A 21,897-nucleotide genomic window follows, 5' to 3' on the forward strand; every position below is an offset into this window, starting at 1 on the left:
ATCGGACATCACCACGCCGGCGCGCGCTTTCATGGCCTATTGATAATGGAGACAGCAGCATGAATTCCCGATACCTTTCGGACCACCCCAGTTTCTCTTCTGTCGTCGACAGTTTCAAGCGGGGGCAATCCACGCCTCGGGAATACCTGGAAACCTGCATTGCGGCGATCGAGCGCTTCAATCCCACCATACAGGCGTTCACCCATACCAATCTGGACAAAGCGCGCAAGCTGGCCGATGAGTCCACGGCCCGCTACCGCGCCGGCTCGCCCCTGTCGCCCATAGACGGCATGCCTATCGGCGTGAAGGACATCATCGACACCGCCGACATGCCCACGCAAATGAACAGTCCCATCTACGAAGGGCACTATCCCAGGAGCGACGCCGCGGCGGTGCGGGCCCTGTACGAAGGCGGCGGCATTCCGGTGGGCAAGACCGTTACAACGGAATTCGCCATCGGCGTATCCGGACCCACCGTCAACCCGCACAATACGGAACACACGCCGGGCGGCTCCTCATCCGGCTCGGCCGCCGGCACCGCCGCGGGCATGTTTTCCGCGGCGCTGGGGACGCAGACTCAGGGATCCATCATCCGGCCGGCCAGCTTCTGCGGCGTAATCGGCTACAAGCCCACATGGTCGGCGCTGTCTTCCGACGGCATCCACCCGCTGTCGACCACTCACGATCATCTGGGGACGATTGCCGACAGCGTCGACGATGCATGGAAGCTGGCGCGCTGGATTTCCGAGCGCGCACCTCAACAGAACGCCCCCGGCCTGTCCGGCCCCATGGGCGACACCGCCATACCGCCCCAGGCCTTGGAAACCGTCGCCGTCTTGCGTACGCAAGGTTACGAGACGCTGGATGAAGCCAGCCTGGAGGCCTTCGACGCCACGCTGGAACGCCTGCGCGAAAAAGGCGTGCGCGTGGTCGAGCCCGATGCGGACGGCGCACTGGCCAGTCTTGTCGCACAGCTGGACGCCATTCCGGATATGTCTCAGGAACTTCTGTGCTTTGAAATGCGCTGGCCCTATATGGGCTATGCAAGCGCCTATCCCGACAAGCTCAGTCAAAAAATCCATGCCATGGTCGAGCAGGGCAAGGCTGTGACACGCGACCGGTACCGCGAGATCCTGGCCATCCGCAATGAACTTCGCCGGCAAATAGCGGCGCGCAGCGGGCAGTACGACGCGTTTGTGCTTCCTTCCGCGTCGGGTCCCGCTCCCAGGGGATTGGAATATACTGGCGACCGTACTTTACTGGTATATGGCTCGTTGCTGGGCGTTCCCGCGTATAGCCTCCCCGTAATGGACGTCGATTCCATGCCGCTGGGCTTGCAATTAATGGGTTATGCCGACGCGGATTATCGCCTGACATGCCACGCCGCGTGGGTCATGGATGAAATCGGAGCCCGGGCGCGAACAAACGCGTAGCACACAATGCTGCCTGTCGGATGTCGAAACCCGGGTGTATCGCACGCGATGGTGACGAATGAATACACAGCCCCCTGCCTTGAGCTCGTCAAGGCTCAAAGAAATCGACGACGACACATTGGGCGCATCGCTTAACGCGTCGTCGCTTGCCGACCTTGCCTACCAGCGCATCGAAGCGATCATTCTCTCGGGCAAACTGCAGGGCGGCGAACGCCTGAACGACTCGAAACTGGCGAAGGCGTTTTCCATCAGCCGCGGCCCCGTACGCAGCGCCCTGGCCCGCCTGGCCGACGCGGGGCTGGTCGAGCTGATTCCATACCGAGGCGCTTTTGTCCGAAGGATAGACCTGGACGATGTCATGGAGATCTATGACGTTCGCGCCGCCGTCGAGCGCGCAGGCGTCCTGGCCGCCAGCCGCAACATGACACCCGAGATCCTCGAGCGGCTTGCCGCCTATGCGGCCGATATGGACCAGAGCGTCGGCAGCGGCGACCGGGAGGCCTACTTCAAGACCAATCTGGCGTTTCATCAGCTATTGCATCAGACCAGCGGCAACAGCCGCCTGCTGGAACTGTACGAACGCTACACCCGTGAACAGACCCTGTTCAGGCATTTTTCACTGGTCACCGCGGGTATCGAGGAATCGAACCGGGAACACCAGCGCATCGTTCGCGCCCTGCAGGCCGGCGATGCGCAAACGGCCGCGCATGAAATGGAAGCGCATGTGCTATCGGCCAAGAACCGGCTGGAGCAGACGGTGAAGAAAGTGCGCGACGAATACAACTAGCGCCGCACACAAGACCGGCTTTAGAACGGAATATCGTCGTCCATATCGGCCAGGTTGGCCGCGGGCGAGGCCTGCGGCGCGGCGGGACGCGGCTGGGCGGGGCGCTGGCTGCGCTGCTGGGCAGGCGCCTGGTTGTATTCGGTACCGCCGCCGCCCATGCCGGCGTCGTCGCCGCGGCCGCCCAGCATCTGCATCTGGTCGGCAACGATGTCGGTGCTGTAGCGGTCGGCGCCGGTGTCCTTGTCTTGCCACTTGCGGGTCTTGAGGCGGCCTTCCACATAGACGGAACGGCCTTTCTTCAGGTATTCGCCAGCGATTTCAGCCAGGCGGTTGTAGAAGACCACGCGGTGCCATTCGGTTTCTTCGCGCTTTTCGCCCGTGGCCTTGTCCTTCCATTGCGAGGTGGTGGCAATGGATACGTTGCAGATGGCGGCGCCGTCGGGGCTGTAGCGCACTTCGGGGTCTCGTCCAAGATTACCGACGAGAATGACTTTGTTGACTGAGGCCATGGCTTACCCTTAACTTGAAAATTTCATATTGACGTCATTATCGACGATTCCAGGCCTGTCTGCCACATCAAGCCGTACTAACACGATGGCACGAATTCGTCCCGTCTCAGGATCGTTCCTTGAAGCCGCGCGCGGTCAGGAACCACACGAAGGCCAGGGCGGCCGACACCAGAAACACCGCCGACGAACGGTTCAGCGACGCCAACAAGCCACCCGCCGCGCCCCCCAGGAACACGCCCAGGGATTGCGCCGTATTGTAAAAGCCCAGGGCCAGGCCTTTGTATTCCGGCGGAGCCACCCGGGAAACCAGCGAGGGCTGCAAGGCTTCCAGGATATTGAAGGCAATGAAAAAGCCGACCAGCATCGCCACCGTCCAGAAAAAGCTGTGGCTGGCCAGCGGCATCAGGGCCAGCACGACCACCAGGCCGGCCACCGCGATCTCCAGCGCGATCTTGTGGGCGCGCCGGGTCTCGGTATAGAAGACCGCGGGCACCATCAGGACGAAGGACAGCAAAATGACCGGCAGATACACTTCCCACAGATTGGCGGACTTGTAACCGCCCAGCGTCGCCAGCAGGCCCGGCGCCACGATGAACAGGGCCATCAGGATGAAGTGCAGGCAGAAGACGCCGAAATTCAGGCGCAGCAGGTCGACATGGCCCAGAACGTCGCGCGGCCGGGCCTGGACGATGGGTGCCTTGGCCAGGGGAACGGCCGGCACCACGAAGCAGGCGATCAGCAGGCAGACGAAGCCCAGCAGGCTGATGGCCCAGAACAGGCCCGACAGGCCGAACTCGCCCACCAGCATGGGCGACAGGACCAGGGACACGGCAAATGAAATGCCGATGGAACCGCCCACCATGGCCATGGCCCGCGTGCGTACCTCGGGTCGCGTGGCATCGGCCACCCAGGCGGTGATGGCGGCGGAGACCGCCCCCAGGCCCTGGATGACGCGGCCCGCGATGATCCAGTCCACATTCTCGGCCAGGGCGCAGATGACCCCGCCGATAATGAACAGCAGCATGCCGAAGACGATCACGGCGCGGCGGCCGTAGCGGTCCGACGCCATGCCCAGCGGGATCTGCATGATGGCTTGCGTCAAGCCATAGGCGCCCAGCGCCAGCCCGACCTTGGCCGCATCGTTGCCGCCGGGGATGGTCTGGGCCGCCACCGCGAAAATGGGGGTCAGCAGGAACAGGCCCAGCATGCGCGAGGCGAAAAGCAGCGCCAGGGTGACGCTGGCGCGCCGCTCGGTGGGCGTCAGCCTGAGCTTCGCCCGGGAAGAGATACCGGGATGATCGGCGGGATGGCTCATAAAAACTCGTTAGATGGATAAGCGCACAAGAGTCCGGGCTGCGCGGCCTCCCGCAAACGGGCTAGCGCACGGAACCGGGCTGCGCGTTATAGTAGCAAGTTAGCCTTTGAAAGACCTGAACCTTGAAGCTTATGGAAGCGATACGCATCCGGGGCGCCCGAACGCATAACCTTAAAAATGTTTCCGTCGATTTGCCGCGCCACAAGCTGGTGGTGGTAACGGGCCTGTCCGGATCGGGAAAGTCCTCGCTTGCTTTCGATACCTTGTATGCCGAAGGCCAGCGCCGCTATGTGGAAAGCCTGTCGGCCTACGCGCGGCAATTCCTGCAGCTCATGGACAAGCCCGACGTCGACCTGATCGAAGGGTTGTCCCCGGCCATTTCCATCGAACAGAAGTCGGCGGGCCACAACCCCCGCTCCACAGTCGGCACCATTACGGAAATCCACGACTACCTGCGCTTATTGTACGCGCGGGTCGGCACCCCCTATTGCCCGGATCACGGCCTGCCGCTGCAGGCACAAAGCGTCAGCCAGATGGTCGACAAGGTGCAAAGCTGGGCGCCCGATACCCGGCTGGCCATCCTGGCGCCGCTGGCCCGTTCGCGCAAGGGCAGCTTCGAAGAGGAATGCGCAAGCCTGCAGGCACAGGGGTTTGTGCGGCTGCGCGTGAACGGCGAGATGGTGTCGCTGGACGAGTTGTCGCCCCTGAAGAAAACCGAGAAGCACGATTTCGACGTGGTGGTCGACAGGCTGCGCGTCAAGCCCGAAAGCCAGCAGCGCCTGGCCGAAAGCTTCGAGACGGCACTGGGCCTGGCGGAAGGCCGCGTGATCGCGCTGAACATGGACACCAACGAAGAGCATGCCTTCTCCAGCCGCTACGCCTGTCCGGTCTGCCATCACAGCCTGACCGAGCTGGAGCCGCGCCTGTTCAGCTTCAACAACCCCGTGGGCGCCTGTCCCACCTGCGACGGCCTGGGCTGCGTGGATTTCTTCGACCCCAAGCGCGTCGTGGCCTTTCCCGAACTGAGCCTGGCCAGCGGCGCCATCAACGGCTGGGACCGGCGCAACGCGTTTACGCACACCCTGCTGACCAGCCTTGCGGCCCATTACGAATTCGACATCGACACTCCCTTCGAAGAGCTTCCCGAGGATATCCGCCAGCGTATCCTGTTCGGCTCCGGCGACGAGGCCATCCCTTTTCTGTACCTGAATGAAAAGGGGCGCAGCACCGTCAAGAAGCATCCGTTCGAGGGCATCATCCCGAACCTGGAGCGGCGCTGGCGCGAAACCGATTCCAGCGCGGTGCGCGAGGAACTGGGCAAGTACCGGCACACCAAGACCTGCCCCGACTGCCACGGTTCGCGCCTGCGCGCCGAAGCCCGGCACGTCCTGATCGGCGATGAACCGGGCGAGGCGCAGCGCCGCGGCCGCGCCATCTTCGAAGTCGAGGCCCTGTCGCTGTCCGATTGCCTGGCCTGGTTCCAGGCCCTGGCCCTGGGCGGCGCCAAGAAAGAGATCGCCGACCGCATCGTGCGCGAGATCGAAGCGCGCCTGCAGTTCCTGAACAATGTGGGGCTGAACTACCTGTCGCTCGATCGCAGCGCCGACACCATTTCCGGCGGCGAGGCCCAGCGCATACGCCTGGCCAGCCAGATCGGCTCCGGCCTGACCGGCGTGATGTACGTGCTGGACGAACCGTCCATCGGCCTGCATCAGCGCGATAACGACCGGCTCATACAAACGCTGCAGCACCTGCGCGACCTGGGCAACAGCGTCATTGTGGTCGAGCACGACGAAGACATGATACGTTCCGCCGACTTCGTGCTGGACATGGGTCCGGGCGCGGGCGAGCACGGCGGGCAGATCGTGGCGCAGGGCACGCCGCAAGAACTGGCGGCGAATGCGCAATCGCTGACCGGCCAATACCTCAGCGGAGCGCGCTCCATCGCCATTCCTCCCCGCCGCGCCGTCACGTCCGATCAGGCCTGGCTTGAACTGAAGGGCTGCCGCGGCAACAACCTGAAATCCGTGGATCTGGCCATACCCACCGGCAGGCTGGTGTGCATCACCGGGGTTTCGGGCTCGGGCAAATCCACGCTGATCAACGACACGCTCGCCACCGCGGTCGCCCAGAAGCTGCACAGGGCCCAGACCGAACCGGCGCCCTACGATTCGCTTGAAGGGCTGGCGCACTTCGACAAGATCATCAGCGTGGACCAGAGCCCCATCGGCCGCACGCCGCGCAGCAATCCCGCCACCTACACCGGCATGTTCACGCCGATACGGGAACTCTTCGCCGGCGTGCCCGAGTCACGGACGCGGGGCTACGACCCGGGCCGCTTCTCGTTCAACGTCAAGGGCGGCCGCTGCGAGGCCTGCCAGGGCGACGGCGTGGTCAAGGTGGAAATGCATTTCCTGCCCGATATGTACGTGCCCTGCGACGTGTGCGGCGGCAAGCGCTACAACCGCGAAACCCTGGAGATCCGCTATCGCGGACGCAGCATCAGCGAGGTGCTGGACCTGACCGTGGAACAGGCCCTGGACTACTTCGAAGCGGTGCCTACCGTGTCGCGCAAGCTGCACACCCTGATGGATGTGGGCTTGTCGTACCTGCGACTGGGCCAAAGCGCCACGACCCTGTCCGGCGGCGAAGCGCAGCGCGTCAAGCTGTCGCTGGAACTGTCCAAGCGCAGCACCGGCCGCACCCTGTATATCCTCGACGAACCCACCACCGGCCTGCATTTCCAGGACATCGCCCTGCTGCTGGACGTGCTGCGCAAGCTGGTCGAAGGCGGCAATACGGTGGTCATCATCGAACACAACCTGGACGTCATCAAGACCGCCGATTGGGTGGTCGACATGGGTCCCGAAGGTGGCGGGGGCGGGGGCCGCATCGTGGCCCAGGGCACACCCGAGGACATCGGCGCCGCGCCGGCCAGCCATACCGGACGCTATCTGAAACCGCTGTTGAAAGCCAAGTAGCGCCGCCGCTGTTCCGCATGCGGCCCGCCGTCCGCTAAGCGCCGGGCGCGCCTTCGCTTCCGGCCTTCACAGGCCCTGGTCCATGTGGAAAAGATTGTGGTGCTCGCGTATGGCGTAGCGGTCGGTCATGCCCGCGATGTAGTCGGCAATGGCCCGCGCCTGCGCCACGTCGTCGTCGCGCCGGTAGTCGCCGGCCAGCAGCCGGGGGTCCTGCAAGAAAGCCGTGAACAACTCGCGCACGATGGTCCGCGCCTTGGTCGTCATCCGCATGACCCGGTAGTGCCGGTACAGGTTTTCCAGCAGGAAGCTTTTCAGGGCATCCGCCTGGCGCCGCATCGAAACGGAAAACGCGGCCAGCGGCGGCGCCGCGCGCACCGCATCGGCGCTGTCGGGTTTATGCACGGCGATATTGGCCAGGGTGGTTTCGGTCAGGTCCATCACCAGGGTATTGATCATCGACCGGATGATCTCGGCCACCAGCCGCCGCTTTTCCAGGGTGGGGTGCCTGCGCTTCACGGCGGCGTGGTGCGTGGCGAAGATTTCCAGCATCTGCAGCTGCTCTATGGTGATAAGCCCCGAACGCAGGCCGTCGTCGATATCGTGGTTGTTGTAGGCGATCTCGTCGGCCAGGTTGGCGATCTGCGCCTCCAGCGACGGCTGCGTCCGGTTCAGGAAGCGTTCGCCCACATCGCCCAGCAGCCTGGCGTGCCTGACCGAGCAATGCTTCAGGATGCCTTCGCGCGTTTCAAAGCATAGATTCAGGCCGTTGAACGCCGCATAGCGCTCCTCCAGCTCGTCCACCACCCGCAGGCTTTGCAGATTGTGCTCGAAGCCGCCGGCCTTGGGCGCCAGCTCGCGCATGCAGGCATTCAGCTCGTCCTGCCCGGCGTGGCCGAAGGGGGTATGGCCCAGGTCGTGGGCCAGCGAAATCGCCTCGGTCAGGTCTTCGTGCAGGCCCAGGTTCCGCGCCAGCGTGCGCGCGATCTGGGCCACTTCGATGCTGTGCGTCAGGCGGGTGCGAAACAGGTCGCCCTCGTGGTTGATGAAGACCTGGGTTTTATATTCGAGCAGGCGGAATGCGTTGCAATGGATGATCCGGTCGCGGTCCCGCTGGAATTGATTGCGGCCGACCGCCGCCGGCTCGACGTGCCGCCGCCCGCGCGTCAGATCGGGATGGCATGCGTAGGAAGCCGGCGCCCGCATCGTCGACAGGCCCTAGGCCGCCGCTGGCGCGACGGTTTTTTCAAGGGCGCGGCGCACATCGTCCAGCGGCGCCGCCTGCAGCCGGGCCTGGCCGATTTCGGGCAACAGGACGAAGCGCAATTGACCGCCCTCGGTTTTCTTGTCCACCTGCATCAGGTCTATCCAGCGTTCGGTGCCCAGGTCGGGCGGCTGGATGGGGCAGCCTATGGCCTGGACCAGGGCGCGCACGCGCTCCACGCTTTCAGCGGGCAGGCCCAGCGTCAGTGCCGACAGCTCAGCGGCCTGCACCATGCCGCAACCCACGGCTTCGCCATGCAGCCATTGCCCGTAGCCCATGCCGGACTCGATGGCATGGCCGAAGGTGTGGCCGAAGTTGAGAATCGCCCGCAGGCCGGATTCGCGTTCGTCCTGCGACACGACCTGGGCCTTGAGTTCGCAGGAACGCTGGATGGCGTAGGTGATCGCCTGGGGGTCCAGGGCGCGCAGGGCCGCCGCATTGCGTTCGCACCAGGCGAAGAATTCCGCATCGATGATCAGGCCGTGCTTGATGACCTCGGCCAGGCCGGCGGACACTTCACGCGCCGGCAAGGTCGCCAGCACGTCGGTGTCGATTTCCACGGCCAGGGGCTGGTAGAAAGCCCCGATCATGTTCTTGCCCAGAGGGTGGTTGATCGCGGTTTTGCCGCCCACCGAGGAATCGACCTGCGCCAGCAAGGTGGTGGGCACCTGGATGAAGCGTATGCCCCGCATATAGCTGGCGGCGGCAAAGCCGCAGATATCGCCCACCACTCCGCCGCCCAGGGCGAGCAGAACCGCTTTGCGATCCAGCTTATTTTGTAACAGGCTATCGAAGATCAGGTTCAGCGTCCGCCAGTCTTTGTGCGCTTCGCCATCGGGCAGTTCGATGCGCAATACGCGCTTGCCCGTGCGGGCCAGCGCCTGTTCGACCCGTCCGGCGTAATGCGCCGCCACCGTCGGGTTGGTGACGATGGCGATGGCTGTGGCATCGCCGGGTATGCTTTGCGCCAGCGCGTCCAGGCGGCCGGCGGCCACATGAATGGGATAAGCGCCCCCGGGCGTTTCGACCTGGACTGTGCTCATGGATTTACCTCGTGTTGTTGAAGCATGGGAACAAGCGCGCGCACGACCTGCGCCACCGGCATGGCGCCGGTTTCTATGGTCAGGTCGGCGATGCTTGCATACAGCGGCTCGCGCTGCGCGATCAGTTCGCGTATGCGCCCCTGCGGGTCGGCGGTCTGCAGCAAGGGGCGGCTGCGGTCCCGCGCCAGGCGGCGAAACAATTCATCCGCGCTGGCGCGCAAATACACCACGACGCCGCGCTCTTTCAGATATTCCCGATTCTGCGCCGCCAGCACCGCACCGCCGCCGGTCGCCAGCACGATCCCCGGCTTGCGGGAACATTCGTCCAGCGCCGCGGTCTCCCGCCTGCGGAACCCTTCTTCGCCCTCGATGTCGAAAATCAGGGACACCCGGACGCCGCAACGCGCCTCCAGCTCGTGGTCCAGGTCCATGAATTCACGGTGCAGGCTGCGGGCCAGATGACGCCCTATGGTCGTCTTGCCCGCGCCCATCATGCCCACCAGGAAAACCGGCTGCCCGAAAGGCAGCAGGGCCGGCTCGGACTGCTCGCAGGCGCCCGCATCGCTTGCGGCTTGGACGGCAGGCTCGAAAGGTAAAGAGTCATTCATTTGTGTATTATCCCACTTGCAAGCTGGCCGCACCCCACTACACTGCATTACTTGGTTACATTAAGCTGATGCGCAAATCATAGTCTGCTCACGGTTAGACTTAAAATCGCCCCTAATGAGTTCTTCTACCGCTTCCCCCAAAAAAAATTCCGCCGCGACCTCTTCGTGGATTGGCCGCTTTTTCCTCAAGGCCGCGATTTTCGCGGCGGGGCTGGGGCTATGCGGCGCGCTGCTCGGCTCCCTGGCCCTGGCGCTGGCCTGGCCCAATCTGCCGGACCTGAGCGCCATGATCGATTACCGGCCGCGGGTGCCCCTGCGCATCTACACGGCCGACAAGGTGCTTATCGGCGAGTTCGGCGAAGAGCGCCGCAATGTGCTGCGCTTCAATGAAATACCCGACGTCATGAAATCGGCCATTCTATCAGCCGAAGACGACCGCTTTTACCAGCACGGGGGCATAGACTGGACGGGCGTGGCGCGCGCCGTAGTCGCCAACCTGACCCACATGTCGAAAACCCAGGGCGCCAGCACGATCACCATGCAGGTCGCCCGGAACTTCTACCTGTCCTCCGAGAAAACCTATACCCGCAAGTTCTACGAACTGCTGCTGACGTTCAAGATCGAAGCCACGCTGACCAAGGACCAGATCCTCGACCTGTACATGAACCAGATCTATCTGGGTCACCGCGCCTATGGGTTCGCGGCCGCGTCGCGCACCTATTTCGGCAAGCAGCTGGCCGACATCACGCCCGCCGAAGCCGCCATGCTGGCCGGCATCCCCAAGGCGCCCTCGCGCTTCAATCCCATCGCCAACTTCGACCGCGCCAAGTCGCGCCAGGCCTACGTGCTGGGACGCATGCGCAACCTGGGCTACCTGACCGAAGCCGAGTACCAGCAGGCAAAGGAACAGAAGATCGTCATCCAATCGGCGCCCGGGACACCGGCCGGAGGCTACGCCATCCACGGCGATTACGTCGCCGAACTGGCGCGGCAATTGCTTTACGGCGTCTACCAGGACGACATCTATTCCCGCGGTTTCAACGTCTACACCACGGTCCGATCCAAAGACCAGGAAGCCGCCTACCAGGCGGTCAGGGAAGGCATCCTGGACTACACCCGCCGCGCCCCCTATCCGGGGCCGGAAGAAACCCTGGATCTGCCCGCAGGCATTGAGAGCTCGCCCGCCCAGCTGGACGCCATACTCGACGAATTGCAGGAAAAGTATCCCGACAACGGCGACCTGCTCACCGGCGTGGTACTGGCGGCCAGCCCGACCAAGATCACCGTGGCGCGCACCTCCAACGAAATCATCGAGGTCACCGACAAAGGCGCTCTGCGCATCGTGGCCCGGGGCCTGGTCAAGAATGCCAAGGACAATGTCAGGATAGAACGCGGCTCGGTGGTCTACGTCCATAAGAACGGCGACCACTGGGAAGTGATCAACGCGCCCACCGTGCAGGCCGCCTTCGTCTCGCTGCGGCCGCAAGACGGCGCGATCCAGTCCCTGGTGGGCGGCTTCGACTTCGAGGACGGCAAGTTCAACCGCGTCACGCAAGCCTGGCGTCAGCCGGGCTCGGCGTTCAAGCCCTTCATCTATGCATCGTCCCTGGAGCGCGGACTGACGCCGGCCACCCAGGTTTCCGACGAGCCCTTTACCCTGACCGCCGCCCAAACCGGTTCGAAAGCCTGGGCTCCGAAGAATTACGGCCGCACCTACGAACCCATGCTGACCATGCGCCAGGGCCTGTACAAATCCAAGAACATGGTGTCTATCCGCATCATGCAGGCCGTGGGCCCCAAGTACGTGCAGGACTATGTCACGCGCTTCGGCTTCGACCGCGAGCGCCAGCCCGCCGTGCTGCCCCTGGCACTGGGCGCGGGCAGCGTCACGCCCCTGCAGCTGGCGGGTGCCTATGCGGTTTTCGCCAACGGGGGCTATCGCATTCCGCCCTACCTGATCGACCACGTCACCGACAGCAGCGGCAAGGTCATCATGCAGGCCAAACCCATCATCGCCGGCGACGCGGCGGCCCGGGCCATCGACCCGCGCACCGTCTATGTCATGAACGACATGCTGCGCGGCGTGGCCACGTACGGCACCGGCGCCCGGGTTCACCGCGAACTCAAGCGCGACGACATCGGCGGCAAGACCGGCACCACGAACGAATCGCATGACGCCTGGTTTGCGGGCTTCACGCCCAAGCTGGTCGGCGTGGTCTGGATGGGTTACGATCAGCCGCGTTCACTGGGCTCCAGCGAAACCGGCGGTGGCGCATCGCTGCCCATCTGGCTGGACTACATGCGCTATGCCCTGAAGGACCAGCCCCAGACTCCACCCGGCCCCATTCCCGATGGGCTCAGCAAGATCGACGGCGACTTCTACTTCGCCGAGTTCCCCCCCGGACAGGCCGTGGCGCGCGTAGGCCTGCCTTCGCCCAACGACATCCCCCTGGATGGCGGCGGCTCCGACGGCATCAGCGATCTGCTCAATCAACTGACCGGCGGAGGCGGGCAGCCCCGACGCGAACAACCGCCCGACGTACCGTTTTAATGAGGTTCACCATGCAAGCGCAATCCGCCCCGACGTCCGCCTACGCCGTCTGCCGCTACGCGGCCTGTCTGGCCCTGGTCTCCATGCTGGCCGCCTGCGGCTACAAGGGACCGCTGTACATGCCGCCCCCGCCGCCCGACGAATCGCTTGCGGCGCCGCCCACACCCGCCGCGCTTCCGGCATCCGAGCCCGCCACAACGGCTCCGGTCCAAGCAAAATAGGCCACGGCCGCCTCGGCGCAGCCCGACGAATTCAACCACTCCAAGTAAACGATGACTGTTGCTCCTCATTTCCAGTTCCTGAACGGCTCCCTCCATGCGGAGCGCGTCCCGCTGGCCGACCTGGCCCGTGAATACGGCACCCCCCTGTATGTCTATTCGCGCCAGGCCTTGCACGATGCCTGGGAAGCCTACCGGACGGCTGCCCGGGACCGCGATGTGCTGGTGTGCTACGGCATGAAGGCCAACTCGAACCTGGCCGTGCTCAATGAGTTCAAGAAGCTTGGATCCGGCTTCGACATCGTGTCGGGCGGAGAACTGGCCCGTGTCCTGGCCATAGGCGGCGATCCCTCCCGCATCGTCTTTTCCGGCGTCGGGAAACAGGCCTGGGAAATGAAGAATGCCCTGGAAGCCGGCGTCAAGTGCTTCAATGTGGAATCCGAGGCCGAGTTGCTGCGCTTGTCCCAGGTGGCGCATGCCATGGGCAAGGTCGCCCCGGTATCCTTGCGGGTCAATCCCGACGTCGATGCGCAGACCCATCCGTATATTTCAACCGGCCTGAAGGAAAACAAGTTCGGCATCGCCATCGAAACCGCCCTGGCCGTCTACCAGCGTGCCGCCGCCCTGCCCGGCCTGGAAATCGTGGGGGTGGACTGCCACATCGGATCGCAGATCACCGAAGTCAGCCCCTATATCGACGCCCTGGGCAAGCTCATCGCCCTGATCGAGGAGCTGGCCGGCGCCGGCATCCACCTGAAGCACCTGGACCTGGGCGGCGGCATAGGCATACGCTATACCGACGAAACCCTGCTCTCGCCCACGACATTGCTGGACAAGGTGTTCCAGGAACTGGACCGGCATGGCCTGGGCCATTTGCAGATCGTCCTGGAACCGGGCCGCTCGCTGGTCGGCAATGCCGGCGTCCTGCTGACCACGGTGGAATATCTGAAGCACAGCGAGGCGAAGAACTTCGCCATCGTCGATGCCGCCATGAACGATCTCATACGCCCCACGCTCTACGATGCCTGGCACAGCGTCAAGCCGGTGAACCCGCGCGAGCGCAATGCCGGCACCCCTTCCTATGACATCGTGGGCCCCATTTGCGAAAGCGGCGACTGGCTGGCGCGCAACCGCAAGCTTGCGCTGCAACAAGGCGACCTGCTTGCCATCATGTCCGCTGGCGCCTACGCCTTCACCATGGCCAGCCAATACAATACCCGCCCGCGCGCCGCCGAAGTCATGGTCGATGGCGGCCAGGCCCATGTGGTGCGCCCCCGCGAGACGCTGGAAAGCCTGTTTTCGGCTGAAACCACGCTGCCTTGACCATCGTTGACATTGGCGGCCGCCGCAATATAAAGAAACAAGCGAAATGACCGTTAACATACTGTAAGCCGAACGACTTATGCCTCGCATCAAACACCTGGGCAGATTCGACACAGGCGAATGCCGCCCATGTCGTCGCGAACCAGGCGGCGGCATCAAGTTAAGTTTTATGCCTTGCAAGCGGCCCGGACCGGGCCGCTTGCAGGGCGGAAAAGTCGGCCACAGTAGATCATGACGTTTTTAAACACGTTTTGCCATGCGTTCCCCAAAAAGCTCGCTAGCGCCTGCGGCCGGCTGGTCTACTATTTTTCCTTGTATGCCGTACCGGCCGGAATCGTGCTGTTCTCGATAGCGGCCCTGCTCATGCTGAACAACCGCTATCCGCCCACCAGCGGCAGCCCGCTTCAACTCCAGGTATTCCCCGACCCCGGCTTCGCACACTCGCCCGGCACAGCGCTGGAGGCCCTGAAACGGCGCGAACACGTTACGCATGCCAAGGTCGATGGCCCGACATGGTTTCTGGTCGACGTTCCCGCCGAGCCTGAACTGGGCGAAACCGCCATCGATGTGCCGTCGCGGCTGACACAGCGCATCGCCTGCTGGAACGCCGCCACCATGCGCTCGCTGGGCGCCGCCGACCAGGACCTGACCACCGGTTCGCTGCGCACGTCCAAGCAGGGGTACTCCGTCATGCTCGGCCGTTCCCCGCTTCCGGCCAGCATCCTCTGCTTCGCCACGTTCGTCGACCAGACCACCCTGAACGTGGATCTCTGGTCCATCACCGACCTGCGCACCTCCACCAGCCGGTTCGATCGCGGCGTAAGCCTGCTCGAAGGGGGCCTGCTGACCATCGCGCTGTTCATTCTGGTCATCGCCATCACCAATCGCGAATGGATCTACCTGCTGCTGGCCGCCTGGCTGGTCGGCAACCTGCGCCTGGGCGCGCTGGCCATGGGCTGGGATACCCAGTGGCTGGGCAGGAACATCCCGCTGGAGTGGATGCCTTTCATCCGGCAGGTGACCGTTGCCGCTTACTACCTGCTGACCTATACGCTCTTCACCCAGTTGTTCCGCAGCAGCCGGGTCGCCAGCTACCCCCGCCTGTTGCGGATCACCCAGTGGGCCGGCCTGTTGCAGCTGGCCGCGGCATTCCTGCTGCCCTATGAGCAGTTCCGGCCGCTGATGTGGGCGGTCTGCGGCTTCGGCATACTGGTTATGGCATTCCTGCTGGCGCGCACCGTCTACCGGACCCGTTCGCGGGTATGGATGTGGCATATCGTTTCGCTCAGCATGGCGTTGTGCGTCATGCTCTCGGGCATCCTGCTGGTCATTTTCGGCCGCACGCCATTCGTCGACATATTCAACAGTGTGGTCGCCCTGCTGCTGTCGAACGTGATGATCGCGCTGGCGGTGGCCGAGCGGATGCGCGAAGACCGCAGGGAGCGCATCCGGGCCCAGACCGAACTGGTCAGCAATTACGCCGTCACGCCCATAGGCATGTTCACCCTGGGGTTCGACAATGTCTTCCAGCGCGCCAATCCCGTGCTGGAGCAGATGCTGGGCGTTTCCCTGAACAACGACAACGATACCGCCATCCACTGGACCGACTACTTCGAGGAGCAGGACTGGCACAAGCTGTCGGAACAGACCGAGGCCGGACAGGAAGTCGAGATCAAAAGGCTGGACCCATCCAACGATCCCGGCCTGCCCCAGCATTTCGTGGTGCGGGCGGCCATGGCCGATGGCCGGATAGAAGGTTCGCTGCAAGACATCACCGCCCGCACGAAAACCATCAATCAGCTTCGCCTGCTGGCCGACAACGATCCGCTTACCGATGTGTTGAACCGGCGCGGCATAGAAAAAGCGCTGGACAAGTCGCTGGGCGATCTCAAAGAGGGCCAGCCCTGTGCGCTGGCCTATCTGGATCTGGATCACTTCAAGCGCATCAACGGGCTGTTCGGCCACACGGCCGGCGACGAGGTGCTCAAGCAGGTGTGCCAGCGCATCAAATCCGCGCTGTCCGACTCGCAGCATATCGGCCGCATAGGCGGCGACGAGTTCATCGTGCTTTTTCCCAATACGCCGGTGAGCGAAGCGCGCGAGGCCGCCAAGCGGATCATAGAACAGTTGAGCACGACCGCCTTCCATATCGGCACGCGCGCATTCCAGATCAAGAGCGCGATCGGCGTCGTCGAGGTAAACCAGAGCATGAGCGCCAAGGACGCCATCTCGGCGGCCAACCACGCATGCCGTGAGGCGCGCAAGCAGCACCAGAGCGTGGTCGTCTACGAGCAGGACTCGCAGGAATTGCTGGACCATACCGAAGAGCTGCGGCTGTTCGACCAGCTTGAAGGGGGCGATTCTCCGCGCGGCCTCTATCTGGAACTGCAGCCCATCATGTCGCTGAAAGACCCCTTGCAGTCCCTGAACTTCGAGGTGCTGCTGCGCGTGCGCGATTCCGCCGGCGCTTTGATTCCCTCGGGCAAGATCGTGTCGTCGGCCGAAGAAAGCGGCACCATCACCATCATCGACAAATGGGTGTTCTCGGCCACGCTGGAATGGCTTGCGAAGCACGAGAAGCGGTTGGGGAAGACGCAGTTCATCAGCATCAACCTTAGCGGCGTATCGCTGAACGACGACAAATTCATCGATGCCTTCTTCGCGAACCTGGCCCATCACAGCCATCTCACCAAGCGCCTGTGCGTCGAAATCACCGAAGGCGTCGCACTGCAAGACCTCGATCGTACGCGGCAGTTCATGAAGCGCCTGCAGCGCATGGGCGTACGCATCGCGCTGGACGATTTCGGGGCCGGCTACACCTCGTTCTCTTATCTGAAGGAGCTGCGCGCCGATGCCATCAAGATCGACGGCGCCCTGATCAAGGACATGCTGGCCAACGACACCAATATCGCCATCGTGCGCACCATCGTCGAACTTGCGCGCAACCTGGGCATGAAGAGCATTGCGGAATGGGTGGAAGACGGCGCCACGATGCAGGCGCTGCAGGACATGGGCGTGGATTATGTGCAGGGCTATATCGTATCGAAATCCAGGCCGCCCATAGACATACTGAATGCCCTTACGATCACCGACCTGGTGTCGTCCTCGGAAACGCTGGCATTCATCAGGAAGACGGCGGCGCAAGCGCGCCTTGAGCCTTAGGCCGTGTAGCGGCTTGGTCCGGGCCGGCTGCGGGCCGGCACCGGCTTTTTCCGTTTCTCGGCATACATGCGCTCGTCGGCCAGATGCATGGTTTTCTTCAGCGTTCCGGCCTCGGATTTGAGCGCCATGCCGATGGATATCCGGATGTCTTTCTGGTTCAGCGCCTGGCTTAGCCTGCTCATGAGCGATTCGGCCACCGCGGGCGTGGCCTGTTGCACCACCACCCCGAACTCGTCGCCCCCCAGTCGCCCCACCGAATCGGTGCTGCGCAACACCGATGAAATGGTCTGGGCGGTAAGTCGAAGGAGGTCGTCGCCCGCCGCATGGCCCCGCGTATCGTTCACGACTTTCAGGAAGTCCAGGTCCAGCATCACGATGGCGGCGTCTTCGTCGGTGCTGGACGCCAGCGCGTCGATATGCGCCAGGCGGTTGATCCAGCCTGCGCGATTGAACACACCGGTAAGCGGATCGATGAATGCATCGCGCTGCATCTCGATGACCATTTGCTCGGCGATATCCAGCTCGGCATGCAGGTTCACCACCAGGGCCATGGCGGCTACGCACAGGCGCAGGTTTTGCGCGCACAAGGCCAACTGGGCGACCATGGGCTCGTAGGCAAAGCCCACAACGCAGCCCATGCTGTCGCCCTCCTGTTCTTCAAGGCGTGCCATGATCAGGTAGCCTTTGCGCGGATCGGCGGGGACACGCCGGGGCAAATGGATGTGCTCGGCGTCGGTGACGGACCGGTAATGGAAGCCGCCGACGCGTGCGCAATCGTGCCAGTCGTTTTCCAGCAGACGCCCCAGGGCTTCGGACGGAAATGTGCGGAAGGCCCCCCGTGCCGCCAGTACGGCGCAGGCATCGCCGTCTTGTCTTCCGACGAGCCAGCCGGCGATGGGCAGAAAAATTTGCAGTATGCCAAGTTGGGCTTCGAGTGCTTCGCTGGCCAGAATATTTGCCCGAGCCTTGATGCCAGGGCCTTCTTTGACTACCGACATAATTATTTTTTACAGCGAAAGAAGTTGGCCTTGAGTGTGCAGGGTGCACAGCGTGGTCGCACAATGGCCCGGATGTCTCGACATTAAATTTTACAATATTCACATATATATGCCAGCATTATTTGCGATCATGCCGTCAATAGGTGGCAACACGTAATTCGAGGAAATAAACAGATACAAAAATGCCGCACGCCCGGCCCATGGCGGGTCGGGTGTGCGGCACTTCTTTCGGGATGGCCGGCAGGCGCGGATGTCCGTTTTACAGTTCTCCGTATGAATGCAGTCCGGACAGGAACATATTGACGCCGAGGAAGGCAAAGCTGGTCACCAGCAATCCGGCCAAGGCCCAATACGCCGCCATCGTGCCGCGCAGCCCTTTCATCAGCCGCATGTGCAGCCAGGCGGCGTAGTTCAGCCACACGATGAGCGCCCAGGTTTCCTTGGGATCCCATTGCCAATACGTGCCCCACGCATCGGCGGCCCACAGCGCGCCCAGAATGGTGGCGACCGTAAAGAAGGCAAACCCGACCGCGATCGCGCGATACATGATGTCGTCGAGGATTTCCAGCGAAGGCAGCCTGCTGGCGATAGGCCCGCGAAACGCCAGGATGGAGCCGACGATAATCGCCCCGATTCCGAAATAGAGCATCCAGGTGGCGGAGAGCTCGCGCGATCCGAACACCATGGGCTCGGCGCACAATATCGCCCCCAGCACGAACAGGGGGGCGAGCTTGCCCCACGAGCGCGTCTGGCCGTTTTCCTTCACCAGGTAGGCGAAGCCCACCATGGCGGACAGGGAGAAGGTGCCATAGCCTATGAAATTGGCCGGCACGTGCAGTTTCATCCACCAGCTTTTAAGCGCCGGCACCAGGGGCTGTATCTGAAAGGCATCGCGCGTGAACGAATACCACAGCAGGAAGACCACGGCGGAGCTGATGACCAGCAGGACAAAGCCTCCCAGGGCCCGGGTCGCATAGCGCCGCTCGTAGTACAGGTAGAACAGCGCGGTGATCAGGGCGAACAGCACGAAGACTTCGTACAGATTGCTGACCGGAATATGGCCGATGTCCGGGCCCAGCAGGTGGCCTTCGCGCCACCTTACCAGCAGGCCGGTCACCCCGGCATATACGGCGCCCCAGCTCAGCACCGTGCCCAGCCAGGCGGCCGTCTTGCTGAAGATGCCGATCCAGTAACAGATCATGGCCAGCACGAACAGCGAGCACATCCACAAAATGGCGGACTGGGACGAGAACAGGTACTTCAGGAAGAAGACGCTTTCGGCCCGGGTAATATCGCCCTGCTCCAGCCCGCCCCCGCCGCTGTACAGCCAGATGGCGAATAGCGCGGTGGCGCCGCTGGCGACCATCAGCGTGCGCAACGGACGCCACAGCCATGCCATCCAGCTGAAGCCCGCCACAGCGCCGCATAGAATGATCTTCTCGTAGTAATCCATGCTTTCCTGGTAATGCACCAGAACGTAAGCCGCTCCCACGGCCAGGGCCAGGAAGAATACGATATCGGTCCAGTCGGGCTTGCCCCGATGGCCGCGCGAATCGCCGCTGGCCGTCATGGACTCCTGCCACATCGGGGCGCTCGATGAAATAATGGACTCGGACATAGGTAAACCTCGTTACGTGGAGAGGCGCTTGAACGCCTCTTTGAAGCGATCGAACTCATGGTTGAAATCCAGAGTCCGCCGTTGCGACGTCATGGCCGCCAACAGCTCGCTGCCCTGGCCGCTGGGCTTGACCCATATCCAGACGCGGCGGTCCCGGATATAGAACATGGAGAAAACGCCTATGACCAGAAACAGGCAACCCAGGTAAACGGTGTTCTTGCCGGGGCTGCGCGCCACCTGGAACACGCTGGCCTCGATCTGCTCGAAACCCTTGAGCGTCATGAAGACCGGCGCCGGATAGTCGGGCAGGTTGGCCAGGGCCAGCAGCGACAGCTGTATCCAGCGATCGGCCGCCTCGCCCTCGGGACCTTCGCGCGGCACGGCTGGCTGGCCGGCGCGCTCACGCACGATGTCGCGCAACTCGAGCAGGGACAACTGGATCATGGGTACGGCAAAGCCCAGCACTTTTTCGCGATCCTGCTCGGGAACCCGTTCGATGATGCCGTTGAAACCGGACTTGTAGAAGGTTTCCAAAGCACCCTGCGCGGCCTTCTCAAGCAAGGGGCCTTGCAGATCGCCATTGGCGTTCCTGGCGGCGAACCGGACCGCCGCCTGCTGCACCAGCGCGGGCTGGGCCAGGGCTGCCCGCAGATTCATGAACTCTACCACCGAATGATCGGCATCGGCCGGAATCCTGATGTAGCGGTAAGGTTGTGCGGCGGTTTCGCGCACCCCCGCCAGGAACACCTGGCTGCCGTCCAGCGTGATGGGCAGCATATAGTTGGTGAATTCGTGTGCCTGGCCGTCCCGGCCGATGATCCGGTATTGCACGCTGGGGCCCACGTTCCGCAGGTTCTCGTTCTTGGCGCCGGCCGCGCTGCCCGTCACCGAGGCGACATGGTCGATGACCGCCTTGGGCTGCGGTTCGGCATCGCTGCTCATATTCTCGACATTGATGACGCGCAGGCCCGAGAAATCGATCTGCAAAGGCGCTTGCCCGCCATCGCCCTTGACGGTTATATCGGTGCTTTTTCCAACCGTGCCGTCGATACTGAAGGGCTGGCTGGCCGCGCCCTCAAGGGGGTAGCCCACCAGCTGCAGCGTGCTGCCGCCATCGTCGAAGCTGGACTGGTAAACGGTTACACCCTTGTAGCGCAAGGGTTCATTGACTTCGATGGTCTGGCTGAAGGACTTGCCGGTTTCCGGGTCGGTGACCTCGACCTCGCTTTTGAAGCTGCTGGGCATGCCGGTGGAATAGTAATCCACCAGGAATTTGTTGAGCTTGAGGGTGAACGGCAGGGGCTGGACCAGCACCCCATTGTCCACGCTGACGATGCCGCTGCTGCTTTGCGCGCCTTCCGGCACCAGCATATTGGCCCTGAAACTGGGGTTGCGCGCCGACAGCAGGCCCGACTCGGGCACCTCGGAAATCAGCATGTTCTGGGTAATGGGCTGCTTGCCGCCCAGCCAGACCTGCATGCGCACGGGCAGCTCGCTGTCCAGCAGGCCGCCTATGCAGATGACCACGATCGCGGCGTGCGCGAAAATATAGCCCAGCCGGTTGGCGCTGCCTTTCTTGGCGGCCAGCATCGCGCTGTCGCCTTCCTGCCTGACCTTGAACCTGTAGCCTTGCGAAGTCAGCCATTGCTGCATTTGAGCCAGGCTCTGGGCCGGCGCGGCCGACGATGTGATTTCGACGCGGTGATGAAAAGAGCGCAAGCTGCTGGCGCGCACGTACTCGCGAAAAGACTGTGCATCGCGCACCATTTTCGGCGCATTGCGCAGCAGGCAGATCGTGGTCGAAACGACCAGGAAGGCCATGATGAGCAGGAACCACCAGCTATTGTAGATATGCCAGATCGAAAACTTGTCGAACAGGGCAAACCAGAACGGGCCGAACTGGTCGATGTAGTTGCTGGCGGCCTGGTTCTGCTGAAGAACCGTGCCGATCAGGCTTGCCACGCAGATAAACATCAGCAGGCTGACCGCGAAGCGCATGGAACCTAGCAGCTCGATGACGTCTGCGCCGAGGCGCCGCGTGGAAGAAGGATGATTCACTGAAGCGGGCTTCATAAAAAAGGGGATGCTGT

The 21,897-nt window shown here is 63.1% G+C and carries 15 protein-coding genes; 7 read left to right on the forward strand and 8 right to left on the reverse strand.

From position 1 onward, the window contains the following. Positions 1-59 precede the first annotated feature (59 nt). Complete coding sequence (locus tag OEG81_RS17540) at positions 60-1,433, forward strand: amidase (RefSeq protein ID WP_264130554.1); 1,374 nt, start codon at positions 60-62, stop codon at positions 1,431-1,433. A 58-nt stretch (positions 1,434-1,491) separates the two neighbouring features. Then, entirely contained in the window at positions 1,492-2,220 is a 729-nt protein-coding gene (locus OEG81_RS17545; protein ID WP_264130555.1) for a GntR family transcriptional regulator, read from the forward strand. Between the two features lie 20 nt (positions 2,221-2,240). On the opposite strand, the gene ssb is transcribed toward OEG81_RS17545, so the two are convergent. Further along, positions 2,241-2,729: a single-stranded DNA-binding protein gene (gene ssb / locus OEG81_RS17550; RefSeq protein WP_264130556.1), complete on the reverse strand. Its 489-nt coding sequence runs from the start codon at positions 2,727-2,729 to the stop codon at positions 2,241-2,243. Between the two features lie 106 nt (positions 2,730-2,835). Continuing rightward, positions 2,836-4,044, reverse strand: a complete 1,209-nt coding sequence (locus OEG81_RS17555; RefSeq protein WP_264130557.1) for an MFS transporter — start codon at positions 4,042-4,044, stop codon at positions 2,836-2,838. Positions 4,045-4,175: 131 nt separating this feature from the next. Here OEG81_RS17555 and uvrA point away from each other — a divergent pair, with 131 nt between their 5' ends. Further along, a complete protein-coding gene (gene uvrA / locus OEG81_RS17560) occupies positions 4,176-7,025 on the forward strand; it encodes an excinuclease ABC subunit UvrA (protein ID WP_264130558.1) in 2,850 nt (949 codons plus the stop codon). Positions 7,026-7,091: 66 nt separating this feature from the next. On the opposite strand, the gene OEG81_RS17565 is transcribed toward uvrA, so the two are convergent. Genes OEG81_RS17565 through OEG81_RS17575 form a run of 3 tightly spaced genes read right to left on the reverse strand, consistent with a single transcriptional unit; the run spans position 7,092 to position 9,937 of the window. Continuing rightward, entirely contained in the window at positions 7,092-8,228 is a 1,137-nt protein-coding gene (locus tag OEG81_RS17565; protein ID WP_264130559.1) for a deoxyguanosinetriphosphate triphosphohydrolase, read from the reverse strand. 12 nt (positions 8,229-8,240) lie between these two features. Further along, positions 8,241-9,329: a 3-dehydroquinate synthase gene (gene aroB, locus OEG81_RS17570; protein ID WP_264130560.1), complete on the reverse strand. Its 1,089-nt coding sequence runs from the start codon at positions 9,327-9,329 to the stop codon at positions 8,241-8,243. After that, the gene (locus OEG81_RS17575; RefSeq protein ID WP_412034088.1) at positions 9,326-9,937 is read right to left on the reverse strand and encodes a shikimate kinase; all 612 of its coding nucleotides are present in this window, start codon (positions 9,935-9,937) and stop codon (positions 9,326-9,328) included. Before OEG81_RS17575 ends, aroB begins: the two co-directional genes overlap by 4 nt. A gap of 115 nt (positions 9,938-10,052) precedes the next feature. Here OEG81_RS17575 and OEG81_RS17580 point away from each other — a divergent pair, with 115 nt between their 5' ends. From OEG81_RS17580 to OEG81_RS17595, 4 genes are all read left to right on the forward strand, one after another. Beyond that, positions 10,053-12,488, forward strand: coding sequence for a penicillin-binding protein 1A (locus tag OEG81_RS17580; RefSeq protein ID WP_264130561.1), 2,436 nt, complete (start codon positions 10,053-10,055; stop codon positions 12,486-12,488). A gap of 11 nt (positions 12,489-12,499) precedes the next feature. Beyond that, positions 12,500-12,709, forward strand: a complete 210-nt coding sequence (lptM, locus tag OEG81_RS17585; RefSeq protein WP_264130562.1) for an LPS translocon maturation chaperone LptM — start codon at positions 12,500-12,502, stop codon at positions 12,707-12,709. A gap of 51 nt (positions 12,710-12,760) precedes the next feature. Continuing rightward, on the forward strand, positions 12,761-14,029 hold the full coding sequence (lysA, locus tag OEG81_RS17590) for a diaminopimelate decarboxylase (RefSeq protein WP_264130563.1): 1,269 nt from the start codon (positions 12,761-12,763) through the stop codon (positions 14,027-14,029). A 231-nt stretch (positions 14,030-14,260) separates the two neighbouring features. Next, positions 14,261-17,191, forward strand: coding sequence for a putative bifunctional diguanylate cyclase/phosphodiesterase (locus tag OEG81_RS17595; RefSeq protein ID WP_264130564.1), 2,931 nt, complete (start codon positions 14,261-14,263; stop codon positions 17,189-17,191). On the opposite strand, the gene OEG81_RS17600 is transcribed toward OEG81_RS17595, so the two are convergent. The 3 genes from OEG81_RS17600 to OEG81_RS17610 all read right to left on the reverse strand — a co-directional run bounded on the left by OEG81_RS17600 (position 17,188) and on the right by OEG81_RS17610 (position 21,880). Continuing rightward, positions 17,188-18,189, reverse strand: coding sequence for a GGDEF domain-containing protein (locus tag OEG81_RS17600; RefSeq protein WP_264130565.1), 1,002 nt, complete (start codon positions 18,187-18,189; stop codon positions 17,188-17,190). The genes OEG81_RS17595 and OEG81_RS17600 overlap by 4 nt on opposite strands. 259 nt (positions 18,190-18,448) lie before the next feature. Further along, complete coding sequence (gene ccsB / locus OEG81_RS17605; protein WP_264130566.1) at positions 18,449-19,807, reverse strand: c-type cytochrome biogenesis protein CcsB; 1,359 nt, start codon at positions 19,805-19,807, stop codon at positions 18,449-18,451. 12 nt (positions 19,808-19,819) lie between these two features. Next, positions 19,820-21,880: a cytochrome c biogenesis protein ResB gene (locus OEG81_RS17610; RefSeq protein ID WP_412034089.1), complete on the reverse strand. Its 2,061-nt coding sequence runs from the start codon at positions 21,878-21,880 to the stop codon at positions 19,820-19,822. Positions 21,881-21,897 lie beyond the last annotated feature (17 nt).

The organism is Pollutimonas sp. M17 (assembly GCF_025836975.1).
GTDB lineage: Bacteria > Pseudomonadota > Gammaproteobacteria > Burkholderiales > Burkholderiaceae_B.